Origin of the sequence: Streptomyces lateritius (genome assembly GCF_014649715.1) — a bacterium.
Classification (GTDB): domain Bacteria; phylum Actinomycetota; class Actinomycetes; order Streptomycetales; family Streptomycetaceae; genus Streptomyces; species Streptomyces lateritius.
Window position 1 is genome coordinate 174,533 of sequence record NZ_BMTO01000014.1, and the last position, 12,346, is coordinate 186,878.

A 12,346-nucleotide genomic window follows, 5' to 3' on the forward strand; every position below is an offset into this window, starting at 1 on the left:
TAGTCCAGGCGCTCAGTGTGCAGCCCTGAACGCCTTGGTCGGTGAACTCCAAGCGCTAGAACCGGCGTTGACCGGATACGACCATCTCCGGATCGGCGGCCCCGACACGCCCGACCTCGTGTAGCTCACCCCGGCCGAGATCCGCCGTCTACTGGCAACCATAGCTGGGGCCGTCGAGGGTGATACGTCGTCGACGTCATGTGGTGACATCCCTTCATGTGGTGACATCCCTTCTCGCCTGGCGTCCGCGAGAGCAGGCCTGCCGCGACCGCCCCTCGGAACGGTCGCGGTCGAGGTGACGCCGTGGGAACTGCGGGTGGGCGACATCGTTCCGTACGGCGACTGCATCGGTCGGCCGATCGCCGACATACACGCCGTCGGCGTCGGACACCGCGCCAGACACCTCATCCTGACCGACCTGCCGCCCCTGACCGTTCGCCACAAGCTGCGGGTCTACTGTGCGATGCGGCGTCTGTGAGCACCTGGTCGAGGCGGCGGTCCCGTCCGCGGGGGTGCTCGTCGGCAAGGGTCAGCGAGTGCAGGTCAAGGCGATGGCCAGCGCGGTGGCAGCGGTGAACCAGGTGATCATGACGGCTCGCACGGTGGGTGCGGTGTCGCCGGTGAACAGTCCGCCCACCCGCTGCCGCGCAGCGGACACTTGCTCCGCCCTCTGGCCGCGGGCTTCGTCAAAGGGCAGCAGGTCGGTGCAGTGCGAGCAGGGCGCTTGGTCGGCGCCGCGCCGCCGGGCGCGGTCCGGTACGGCAAAATGAGGGGTCCACATGCCTGTTGCAACTCGCCGATCGGGCGTTGAGCAATGCGCCCGCGCCGTCTCGTCACCCAATCGCTACCTTGCCCATACCCCGGGCATAGGCAAGCCGCATGCGAGACCACGCACGGGAGCGCTGCGAGCTCCCGTGCCGCAGCCGTGCCCAAGAGGTCCCTTGGGTCACAATGGAATCTCCCCGGCCCCTTATTGCGGTGGTACCTGAGGCGGCCTTTCGTTGGCATCTGGAAGTGGCCCGGTGGGTCGTGCTTGTCGAGGCGGGGGCGGCGTGGTGGGCGGCGATCCGGTGAGGCGCCGTTGAGCCTCAGCGGCGCCGTGGGGGTGAGCGCGTTTGTATGGGCTCGCGTTGTCTTCCTCGGCCGTGCGTGGGAAGAGGTGTTCCAGGAAGGTGTCCGTCGCGAAGAGGAACGCCACCATGAGGGCGGGCAGGAGCAGAGCGAGCAGGGCCATGTGACCTCCCTGGGGGCGGCCGGCCTGTGGAGCCGATGGTGCTGTGTCCCAGGATGCGGCCGAACGGCCTTGTGCGCATGTCACCGCGCCCCGCAGCGCGGTTCCCCCTGTCGGTTGCCCGCCTGACCGGACGGGGCGGCCCGACACCACGGCAGAGCGGCATTCGGGGGCTTTGCCGTGCCCTACCGGCGTGGGCTGCCGCTGAAGGCCCCGGAGGATGTGTTCGCCTACGCCGAGGGAGTGGAGCTGCGATTCGACGGCGCCGAGACCCAGGTACGCCGCCCGCAGGCTGGCTGCCCTGGCCGATGCGCCTCTGTTGCCGGTAAGTGCAAGCAGAACACCATCAAGACCACGACGTTCAGCGACGGCCGGGGCCGCATGCTGCTGTCCGGCGTCGCCCGACCGGGCAGAATGCACGACCAGCCCTCGGTGCGCACCGAGGGCATCGCCGAGCGGTTTCGCCTCCGGCCCTGGGTGAGGGCCCAGGCCTACTCTGAATGCCAGGGGCTGGCCAAGGAGGTCCCGGAACAGGTCACCGTGCCTCCGGCCAAGCCCAGGAAAGACGCCTGTGACGGGGACAGGTACGCCTGGCGCGAAGCACGCCGGCGCCAGTCCTCGGCCCGGATCTGCGTCGAGCACACCAACGCCGGGCTGCGGCAGTGGGCCCCATCGCGAAGGTTCGCTGGCCTCCGGGAGAGCTACGGTGAGACTCACGCGGCCAACGCCGGGCCCGTGCGTTGCCCGCGGCTTCCCCCGGCGGCGGCTGGCCTTCCAGCCCGGCGCGCTGGCCCTTCGGGCACGGATCCCGTGGTCGCCGCAGCGCTGAACACCTGAGCAGCGCGCCCGCCGCAGATGCCGACAGCGTTGCCCCCCCGTGGCCGGGCATGACCATTACCTACGGCATGTCGCTCGGGTCTGTCGGCCCCAGGGGGTACGGGGTGCGTTCCAAGCCGCATCGCGTTGAGCAGCTCGGGCTCGGCTCCCGATGAGGCAAGGGTGAGCAGACCGTCAGGTTGAGTCTGCTCACGGCCCGTGACTATCGGTTTCGATCTTCGTTTCAAAGGTGCAGGCGAGCACCCCTTTGACGTGTGGGAAGGACCAGGTTGGCCAGGCAGTCAGCGGCTGTCACCGCCTCTGCTGTTTGCGGTCGCCGCCCATGGGATGCTCGACCCTCCTGTGTCGTCTTCCGGCAGTGCCGTTTTCGCTGGGCTTGCCCAGGATCCTCACTCCTGCGCTTGGACGGCGGACCGATCTCGCCGACGGCAGGACTGTCGGTCGGCCCGCCTGCACGTGCGGTATGCACCTGCGCTCAGCCCTCCTGCGGCAGATCCCTGACCCTTGTCGAGCAGGTGAGCAGAGGAAGCCCCCGTCCCGCCGGCGTGACATCGCTCGTCGTTCCCATGCAACCGCGCTCCACGGTCTCTCACAGTCGGAACCTATTGCCCGAGCTAGGGACCGTGACATTGACCGGCATGAGTGATCCTGCCCCACGCGTACGACCGTTATACGTCTTACCCGAAGCCGTGGCCGTGGGACGGCGAGTGGACAGTTCTGTCTCCCGCGGGGTAGCCGGGAGGGCCATTGCCCGGGCTGCGTCTGGGCGCGGCCGTCTGCCTGAGCGGAACCGACGCAGGCGTCGGGTTTCGGTGTCGCGGAGCGGCTTGGCGAGGCGGTCGCGTGAGGGTGATCTGGCGGACCAGCTGTTGGAAGCAGGCTAGCGCCGCGACGGCAGGAAGAGCAGACGCCGCTCCGGCGACGATCGTTCTGGGTGCCTGGGCTACGCACAGAATCGTGGCCAGGATGGAGAACAGCAAAACGATGAACCAGGAATGAAGCGCGCGGCGCTGGTGCAAGGCCGATCTGAGGATCGACAGGGAGGCGACCATCCAGGGGCCGTAGATCAGAAGGGGCCACCAGCTGACCACTTCACGGCCCGTGTGGGGCGCGGCGCTGTGGCGCAGGGCGTCCCAGATAGCCAACCCGCTGAGGATGCTCACCACAGCGGCGATGACACCGACCAGCACGGCGGTGAACACACTGCCCGTTTGCAGCAGGGTCACTACCGGCGGCTTCGACTGGCTCCGGCGGTGCCCGCCGGAGGGCGGTGTGGGCGGACGTTCGGCAGCGGCGTGGTTCAGCCCCGCGACCCACCCGCTGGTGCCTGCCGTGTCGCCGAGGTCGTCGAAGCCGACTCGGGTGAAGGACTCTGGCTGCCCGGGTGCAGCGCTCTCCTGGAGAAGGATGGCGAGTTCCTCCACCGGATCCCACGACAGATGCGCCTCGCCGGGCCCGCCGAGCGGTTGTCCGGTGGACGGGGGCTGTACGTGCTCTGACCGGTCCAAGAACGGGGAGGTCTCCGGCTGGGGGTGGAGACCGTGGATGTCCGGGTACCCGTACGGTTCATACACGGGAGCTGCCCCCCGAGCACTCGCCGGCAGCCGTTGCGGACGCTGCCGTGTTCCCCATCCGCCTGCCGAACTCGATCTGGATCATGCTCATCGTGTGGAGGAAGTCCTCAAAGATCGAGGAGGAGTACCGAAGATCGATTTCCAGATCTTCGTGTCCCAGCGTTGCGTTCCGGGTCTCGCCGCAGCCGGTGGAGGGCGGAGTGAACATCCACTTTCCGATCCGGGTGACCCCGGAGTGAAAGCTGCCTCCCTTTCCACCTTCCTCCGCAGCCGTACGGAGGGAGACGGGGGACTTTACTGTTGTCATGCTCCATAAACGCTTGCAGGGTTGGTCTGGGTGTGTGCCATCCGGGTGATCGTGGTCGACGAATAGGCGTTGACGTCGCCCTGGCGGTTTTCCACACCAACCCGGAGGGAAATAGCCGAGCCCTTTTCACGCAGCCGGCCCGCGGCTCGGTAGACGACAAGCTGCGGCCGACGCAGGCAGCGTGACGGACCCTTCACCCCCGTCGCCTACCGGCCGGGCAGCCACGCGCATGCTCCGAGGCGACGGCCCTTTGTGCCGCGCACCCGCGGCGGCGGTTCTCATGCCCGGGGGCTGTCCACGCAGTGCGCAGCCGCTCCGACGTCCATGAGCCGTGTTGACCACCCTGCACGTCAGGCCTTCAGGGCAGAGCACTTTGCCGGCAGCCGACCTGTATCGCGGGTGATGCAGGCTCTGGGGCGGGGGGAGGCGTGGAGACGGCCTCGCCCAAGCGCCTTGTCGCCGGCGGCGCCATCCCTTCTCGAGCCGTGGCCCGAAGAACCCGACGCGGCAGGCTGGTGCTCCATCCAATTCCGCACCCCCATTAGGCAGTTCCGCCAGTACTCCTCGTCAAGCACACCAGGTCGAATGGCGGCTGATATCGCTGAAAAACCCCGGCAATCCGTTCCGTACATTGCCGCGTGCACAAAAACCCCGGCAATCCGGACACCGGTGAAGGCGCACACCCCGGCAATCTGCGTATGACCCGTTTCTGGCTGCCGAACGCGGCGTAGTAAAGCGGCGGTAGAGAGTGAGGTCACGCGGTGGCCAGCTGCGGGTCCTCCCGCACCTCGGCGACCTTCCGGGCCAGCTCGGCCACCTGCGGCGGCAGGTAGCTGCCAGCGCGTCGATGTCCTCTCACAGCCGGGTGCCAGCCCATGCAGGCACACCCCCGTGAACGGCTTCTGCGATGTGTACCGCGGTGGGGGAAACCGGTACGGTCACACCGCATGTCAGGGGAACACGACGGACAGCACCTGTCGGTGCTGCGCGCGGTGGCAGTGGACCCCGTCCGGAGCGAGGACTGAGAGCAGCCACCACTCGCCCCGGCGGTCCCTGGAGCCTGAGGCTTGATCGAGCCATGATCAAACCCGCCCCGAGTACGCCGCCCATCCGCGTCCTGCTCGCCGACGACCGCGATGGTGCGCACCGGTTTCCGGTTCTTCCTGGACGCCCAGCCGGGCATCACGTTCGTCGCCGAGGCCGCCGACGGCGAGGAGGCGGTGGCGCTGGCGTGCCGGCTGTGGCCGGACGTGTGTCCGATGGACATCCGGATGCCGAAGCTGAACTGCCTGGCGGCCGCCCGGTTGCCGGCCGGACTGGACGTGGCCGACCCGCTCCGGGTCGTCGTGGTCACCACCTTCGACCTGGACGAAGTACGTCTACGGGGCGCTGCGTGGCGGAGCGTGCGGGTTCCTGCTGAAGGACTCCGGTTAGACCCTTCTCGCGGAGGCGGTCCGTGCCGCCGCCAACGGCGGCTCTCTGGTCTCGCCCTCGGTCACGGTACGGCTGTTGAAGCACTTGACCACGCCGGAGCGCAGCACACCTGTCCAGCCGTCACCCGCGCTGACCGACCGCGAACTCGATGTCGTCCGGCTCGTCGCGGTCACTCGCACCAATGCCGAGATCGCCGCCGAACTGTTCGTCTCCCTGTCGACCGTCAAGACGCATCTGTCCAGAGCCCAGCTCAAGCCGGACGCCCGGAACCGGGTGGAGATCGCCGCCTGGGCGTGGCAGAGCGGGACCCGGAACCTGACGGACGGGGCCCGCCGTGGCGGATGCCCTGTCCGCCGGTTCCACCGCCGACACCTGCTCGCCGAAGCCCGCCGCCACACGAGTGAGTGACGGGACGACGTCGCGCCCCGGACCGCCCGTGTACGAGAGGAGCGGCCGGTAGGCGAGGGCGGGCCCTCTCGAGGCCTGCGGCGAGTGGGACCTTGGCGAGGATCCGCCGACCGAGGAGGAAATGCGGGTCGCTCGTGAGCTCGCGCAGGACATCCGGGCGAGCATGCGCGAACCGCCCCCACGGGCAGCCCGGGGGGCATGACTGGGCTTCGCGGTGCCGTTCGCTCTCCCGTCAATTGCACCGACTGTGCGGACGGCACTGGATCTCCCATCCAGCCCTCTATCGGTTCGGGCTGCGGAAGAGGGCGAACGTCTTCGTGAGGGTTTTCAGCGGTGAGGTGTCCTGCCCGGCCGTAGCTGGCGTGGGCGTCCGGGACGCGTTGTTGCCGCTGGTCGCCTCGGCGAGCGCGGCGAGCGCCGACTCGGCCGCCTCACGGTACAGGTCACAGGATGCCGTCATGGCCTCGAGCGCCTTGGCGTACTTGGTGACCATGGCCCGTGCGTGGACAAGCTCTTCGTCCGGGGTGAGCAGGTGCCAGCCTTGGCGCAGTCGTGTCAGGACCTGTTCGGCGTCGGCCGGCAGCGGTCGCGGCAGTGAGGCGAAATCCGTGATCGCCTGGAGGAGTTCGGTCGGTTCTGTGCCGTCCAGGAAGACATCGCGTACGGTGAAGCGCTCCGTGTCGTACCCCGGGACCCGCGGCGTCGGGGGCAGGACGACGGCCCCGCCGCGCGGTAGCCCCACGCCCAGCTCACGCTTCATCGCGAAGTCGGCGATCAGCGCCTGTTCCGGCGTGGCCCGGTGCTCGACCACCCGGTGCCGCAGGCTCGGTGGCAGGAACGCCGTGATCGGCCGCCGCCCCCGCGCGTCCGGTGTCATCGCCTCGTGCACCACGACATGGATGAACCAGCTCTGCCGGGTGCAGTCCCGCAGCAGGCGCCGCAACTCGCCGTCGTCCTTCGGCAGGTGGTTCGTCGTCCGCAGACGCACGCCCGGTACCCTCTCGTGATCCCAGTCGACCTGGTCGCTGTCGGGCCAGAACACGGTGGCGGGTGAGGGCCAGCTCGCTTCCCAGGCCCGCTCCGCCTCGGCGGCGAGCACCCAGGTGACGCCTTCGCTCTCGACGCGGCGGGACTCTGACCCGTACGTGGTCAGTTGAGCGCGCACGGTGACACCGTCGGCCGCGCGCCAGCGGGCTTCGAAGAGCCGGCGGGCAGCGGGGCCGGCGTCGGCGGACTCGTCCCGGGGGAACAGATCGGTCGAGCGGGCCGCCTCGATCGGGTCGAGGTCCAGGAAGGCGTCGATCACCCCGGCCGCCTTGAGGGCGATCAGGTTGCGCCGGACGTCCCGCTCGGCCTCGGGCCCGAGGTGACGCCCATGCCCGAGCCACACGGTGTCGGGGACAATGGTCGATGAAGAGCTGCTGTTGGTCATGGAACCGTCCAGTGGGTGATCAGGGCTCAACCAGTATCGGCGGCCGTACAGGCGGGCAGCACGCCGGCGTGCTGCCCGCCCACATCATCGCCTTAGACGTCCTCCAGATCGACGGTCGCGAACTGCTCACCGAGCCGTACGAGCGCCGCCGCGCTGCCGTGGAGGGTCTGTTCCGCGAGCGCGGGCTGTCGCCACCGTGGACGATCGTCGGCGGCATCACCAGCACATTGCGGCGCCCGCAGATCCCCCTACCTCGGCCGATATGACGACCACGGCCACCTGCGCGCGATCGGCCGCACCGTGCCGCTGCGCCCGGACGCCGCCCGTCAGATCGCCGGCCTCCTCCAGCCCGCCGGCCCCGTCCATCCGTGGACCGGCGACCGGTTCTCCTCCGCCTGGAGCAGCCGCGTACCCCTGGACGTAACCCTGGTCACCCTTGACCTGGTCAGCGAGGTCGATGTTTCCGACCCCGGGCGGTCCGAGGAGGGCGGCGTTCGGCTTCGCCCCAACGAAGGACAGGGGGGCGAGGTCTTCGACCTTGCGAAGGTCGAGTTCGGGCTGGAACGAGAAGTCGTACTCGTCGAGCGTCTTGTGGTGCGGCAGTTTCGAGAGCCGCAGCCCCTGGCGGAAGCGCTGGTCGCCGGGGACGGCCAGTTTCTCGGACAGCACCAGGTCGAGGAAGTCGAGATAGCCCGTCTTGGTCTCGTCGGCTTGGCGGGTGTACTCGTCAATGGTCTCCGCGAGGTGGGCAGGCCGAGCTTGCCGGCCGTGGTGCGGACGTGGTTGCCGGTCAGCTCGCTCAAGAGGATTCCTTTGTCGTGGGGGGAGTGGTGAAGGGACGGCTGCCGGTCAGCTCGTCACCGACGGACAGGGGGCGGCGGCCGACCTCGATGCGGGTGGCTGCGGCCCGGTTCGGCAGAGTCGGCAACGACCCGGCCTCCTGGGCCTCATGACCAGACCGACCACGAACCGGCTCTGATCTGCCCGGACATAACCCGTCTGCAACACGCTTCAGGCGAGGAACGACAGCCGGCCGTGCTCGTCGACGTGAATGGCCCGGTCGGACCACTGGATGTGCTGGATGCCGTCGGTGCAGCTGACCGAGATGTCCTGGCAGAAGTAGCCGGTGTCCTCGCCGGGCTCTGCGGAGAACACTTTCGGAAGCCGGTCGCATCGGGGATCCACCGGTGCCAAAGGACCTTCCGTCGTCCCGTTCTTCCCGGTCTCCCAGGCGAACAGGTCGTAGACCGACTGGGCGGTGTGAACGGTCTTCAGCGGCTGCGCCGTGTAGACGAAGTCCTGGCTGAAGGCCCCGGCGCTGCCTGACGTCATGCCCTTGCTGGTCACCAGCCACGGCACGGTCACCCCCTCGAAGGACACAGAGCAGCGGACGCTCTCGCCCCGTGGACGTATGACCTCGCCCTCGCACTTGCCCGGGCCGCTCCTGCCGATACCGCCCGCCATACGCAAGGTCTCCTGCCGCAAGTGGTTGAGCACCTTCTCGACGGGCTCCGCCTCGAACTCCGGCGATGGGATGGCCTTCTCCAATTCGGAGTCACTGATGCCCGGATGCCTCTGGCTCGGTTCGATCGCCACTGGCCGCTTCCTGCCCTCCGCCTCCGAAAGCTCCAGCCGCCCATCGCAGCCGCTCGGCTCGTCGGCGCAGCCGCCGACCAAGACCATGGCCGCCACGGCCGGTATGAAGAGACGCCTCATACAACGGTCTTCTCCACTCGGGCCGGTTGACACACCTGCGTCGTCGGAGGTGGCGGAGGCTGGGCGGAGGGCCGGCGCGGGCGAACACCACCGCGTTGACGGGCCCGAGTTGCCCGGGCAGCCGTCCCGCGAAATACGGAGAGGACGGCAACGGCTCCACTGTCCAGCGCACCCGCCGTCTGCCCATTCCGGCATGTGGTTGGACGGCGACGGCCACGGACCTCGAGTCGATGCCGCGCACGGTCGTGCAGGGTCCGGCCCGCCTTGCCGCCGAGGACGCGGAAGATGGCCGGTCCCGACAGCCGCAGCCAGTCGTCGTCCACTGGCACGTCCACACGTGCGCCGGCCTCGTACTGCTCGGGGAACAGCACGTCGAACGTGTGGGTGCTGTCGTCGTCGAAGCGCACCTTCAGGGTGAGACGTATGAGGGACCTCGGTCACCGAATCGCTCCGTGCCGGTTGAGCGGACGGGCCGGGTGAAGGAAGGGGAGCCCGTCGACGCCGGCACCCGGATGTCCAGAGGCGTACAGGGGAGGGGGGAGGGCAGCGGGTCGGGGAACAGGTGGGGCAAGGCCCTCTTGGACCTCCGGTTGTGGAGCTTGATGTGCGGGTGGGGCGCGAAGCCACGATTCCGGGCCGGGAGGGCGTCCAACCATTCGGTTCGCAGGGTTGTCTCACCTCCTGGACGAGGACATGCACGAACCCGTCCGACGACACCACACCTGGGGACCTTTTGAACCACACTGCCCGTACCGCCCGAACCGCCGGCCCGCGCGGCCGTCGCCGTGCACTCAGCGCAGCCCTGGCCGTACTCGCCTCCTCCGCCGCGCTCACGGCGGTCACGGCGGCCCCGGCCCAGGCCGCCGCGGACGTGCCGAAGTCCCGGTTGGTCTTCACCGAGTACAAGGACGTCGACGGTGTCCGCCGAAGCAGCGTCGTCACGGTCAACGCCGACGGCACTGACCGGCGCGTACTTGCGCCCACCGGCCGGGGCCTGACCGCGGTCGGCATCACCAGCGTCGTCTTCTCACCCGACGGCACGCGCATCGCCTTCATCAACAACAACGGCTCCCCGGCCATCTGGATCGCCGACGCCGACGGCCGCAACGCGCGCCCCGTCGTCCAGGGCTACGCCTCGCCCGAGGGCACACCCGCCGAGGTCGCGTGGGCCCCTGACGGCAGGACGCTCTATGTGGGCCTCTGGAACCAGCTGGACCCCCACACTCCGTTCATGAAGCGGTTCGGCCTCGACGGCTCCGACCTCGGCTTCGTCTTCGGCCAGATGCGCAGCCCGGGCACCCGGTTCGACGTGGCCTGGGACGGGCGCGTCGTCTTCGACAGCAACACCCACATCTACCTCTGGGACCCGCGGGTGGGCGGCGAACCGAAGATCGTCGCCGACGGGGATGCCCCGACGTTCTCGCCCAACGACGAGCGGATAGCGTTCGGGGGCTCCGCGGACGGCAGCGTCGCCATCCGCGTCCTGGACGGCGGCGGCGAGCACACCCTGTCCAAGTCCGTGAACGTCGACACCCTCGACTGGTCCCCGGACGGATCCCAGCTCGCGTACACCGACCGCGGGGCCGATTCGAAGCTCTACGTCGTGAGCGCCACCGTGCCCGGCGCCACCCCCAGGCTCCTCTCGGCCCCCGGCACCGGGGCCTATGACGTCTCCTGGGCCCCTCCGCGCGGCTGGAACCCCCACGGCACCTTCCGCCACGACTACACCGGCGACGGCCGACCCGACGTCCTCGCCCTGGACGGCGCGGGCGTCCTCTGGCGCCACGACGGCAACGGCACCGGCGCCCTCAAGCCCCGCGTGAAGATCGGCTGGGGATGGAAGGGCTACCGTCTGACCGCCGCCGGTGACCTCAACGCCGACGGCCGCCCCGACGTGCTCGCCCAGGACGCCACCGGCGGCCTCTGGCGGCTCGACGGGACCGCGGGCGGCGACTTCGCGACGAAGGTGAGGATCGGCACGGGCTGGAAGGACCTCAAGCTCACCGGCGTGGGTGATCTGACCGGCGACGGCTTCCCTGACGTCCTCGCCACCGACCCCGCGGGCAACCTCTGGAAGTACGCGGGTGACGGTCGCGGGGGCCTCCAGGCCCGTGAGAAGGCCGGATACGGCTACGGCGGCTACCGCCTGACGGGCGTCGGCGCGTTGACGTCGAGCGGCTACCAGAACTACCTCGGCCAGGCCCCGAACGGCGACCTCTACCGCTACGAGCGGGACAGCCGCCACAAGATCGGATGGGGCTGGAAGAACCTCACCCTGACCGGTGTCGGCGACCTCGCCGGCGACGGGATTCCCGACGTGCTCGCTCGCGACACCGCCGGTGTCCTGTGGCGGTACGACGGCGACGGCAAGGGCGGCTTCAAGCCCCGGGTGAAGCTCGGCTGGGGCTGGAACGGCCTCAGCGCGTTCTGATCCCGGCCCCCGCATCAGCCGATGCCCCGCTCCCCGTCTCCCGGGGGCCGGGGCATCGTCATGCCACCGTCATATCGCAGTCCGGCCGCCGCCCTTCGCGATCCGCCGGTCGATCTTCTCCGCGTCGATCGAACCTCATTCTGAAGCGATCAGTTGGCCACGCTGAACCACACCGGCCGCACCTCGGCCAGAAGCGGTCGCAGCGACTGCCCTGCGGACCGTAGGTCCTGATTCATGACGACAAGAGGCTCCGGCAGGCTCAGCCCCTACCAGCGCAGCCGCCAGAGGTCGAAGACTATGCTCCCGTCGGCTGCCAGCTGGCGCGAAAGGGCCAGGCCGAGGACATCTGCCAGTCGCTCAAGCGAGGGAATCGCCACCCGCATGGCCCCGTCAATCGCGTTCAGAGCGCGGATGTAAGCGAGCACGAGGTCTCGTGCAGCCCCTCGACGTGCACGCGGTCCTCGAAGTGCACGGTTTGTGCCCAGTGGACGAGCTGACCGGGAACTGGCGAGCCACCTTTCCGCGGCAGCCACGGCGTGGCCACGGCGGAAGGCGACAGCCGACGTCGGCTCGCGGCGCCGGGCAGTCCTGACGAGTCCGGAGAACTCACCGTTCCACTGCACGAGCTCTTCAAGGGGGACGGCTTCCGTTCGCGTCCATGCTGCCCATCCTGCTTGACCGCATCGTCATCGGGCAGCGGTGGCCACCGCTTTGGACAGGACAGAGAGCAGCGGCCTCGCCAGCACGGTGGGCGCGCTGGCGAGGCCGAGCGCGGGCCCCTCAAGTCGGCGGTGAGAGACCCGCAGAGGAGGAAGCGGTGCGGTCCGCTCCATCGTGAGAAACGATCCCGCCCGAGTGCGGGCACGGCCACATGCGAAGCAGCAGAACCGGCGCGGCGGAGGTGCACCCCGTCGAGTCACCCCCGCTGACCGGACGCACCCGCCGCCGTTGAGCCAATGAGCCGAGCGCGAAGGCT

Annotated in this window: 8 protein-coding genes and 2 pseudogenes; 4 read left to right on the forward strand and 6 right to left on the reverse strand. The window is 69.3% G+C overall.

Features of this window, described 5'->3' with window-relative positions; translation table 11 throughout:
• Positions 1 to 295 precede the first annotated feature (295 nt).
• Positions 296 to 478: a hypothetical protein gene (locus tag IE136_RS26570; protein ID WP_189601612.1), complete on the forward strand. Its 183-nt coding sequence runs from the start codon at positions 296 to 298 to the stop codon at positions 476 to 478.
• A 51-nt stretch (positions 479 to 529) separates the two neighbouring features.
• On the opposite strand, the gene IE136_RS36500 is transcribed toward IE136_RS26570, so the two are convergent.
• On the reverse strand, positions 530 to 658 hold the full coding sequence (locus IE136_RS36500) for a hypothetical protein (protein WP_268247960.1): 129 nt from the start codon (positions 656 to 658) through the stop codon (positions 530 to 532).
• An 816-nt stretch (positions 659 to 1,474) separates the two neighbouring features.
• Here IE136_RS36500 and IE136_RS36810 point away from each other — a divergent pair.
• On the forward strand, positions 1,475 to 2,068 hold the full coding sequence (locus IE136_RS36810; RefSeq protein ID WP_373309146.1) for a transposase family protein: 594 nt from the start codon (positions 1,475 to 1,477) through the stop codon (positions 2,066 to 2,068).
• A gap of 677 nt (positions 2,069 to 2,745) precedes the next feature.
• Here IE136_RS36810 and IE136_RS26580 read toward each other — a convergent pair.
• Positions 2,746 to 3,492, reverse strand: coding sequence for a hypothetical protein (locus tag IE136_RS26580; RefSeq protein ID WP_189601613.1), 747 nt, complete (start codon positions 3,490 to 3,492; stop codon positions 2,746 to 2,748).
• 142 nt (positions 3,493 to 3,634) lie between these two features.
• Positions 3,635 to 3,949: a hypothetical protein gene (locus tag IE136_RS26585; RefSeq protein WP_189601614.1), complete on the reverse strand. Its 315-nt coding sequence runs from the start codon at positions 3,947 to 3,949 to the stop codon at positions 3,635 to 3,637.
• 1,078 nt (positions 3,950 to 5,027) lie between these two features.
• On the opposite strand from IE136_RS26585, the pseudogene IE136_RS26590 reads away from it, so the two are divergent.
• A pseudogene (locus IE136_RS26590) lies at positions 5,028 to 5,791 on the forward strand (response regulator).
• Positions 5,792 to 6,071: 280 nt separating this feature from the next.
• Here the strand turns inward: IE136_RS26590 and IE136_RS26595 are convergent.
• The 3 genes and pseudogenes from IE136_RS26595 to IE136_RS26605 form a co-directional block, all read right to left on the reverse strand.
• Positions 6,072 to 7,223: a hypothetical protein gene (locus IE136_RS26595; RefSeq protein WP_158983720.1), complete on the reverse strand. Its 1,152-nt coding sequence runs from the start codon at positions 7,221 to 7,223 to the stop codon at positions 6,072 to 6,074.
• A gap of 447 nt (positions 7,224 to 7,670) precedes the next feature.
• Positions 7,671 to 8,026, reverse strand: a pseudogene (locus IE136_RS36615) (ATP-binding protein); the annotation flags it as partial.
• 208 nt (positions 8,027 to 8,234) lie between these two features.
• A complete protein-coding gene (locus tag IE136_RS26605) occupies positions 8,235 to 8,939 on the reverse strand; it encodes a hypothetical protein (protein ID WP_189601615.1) in 705 nt (234 codons plus the stop codon).
• A 733-nt stretch (positions 8,940 to 9,672) separates the two neighbouring features.
• On the opposite strand from IE136_RS26605, the gene IE136_RS26610 reads away from it, so the two are divergent.
• The gene (locus IE136_RS26610) at positions 9,673 to 11,370 is read left to right on the forward strand and encodes a VCBS repeat-containing protein (RefSeq protein WP_189601616.1); all 1,698 of its coding nucleotides are present in this window, start codon (positions 9,673 to 9,675) and stop codon (positions 11,368 to 11,370) included.
• Positions 11,371 to 12,346: the final 976 nt, after the last annotated feature.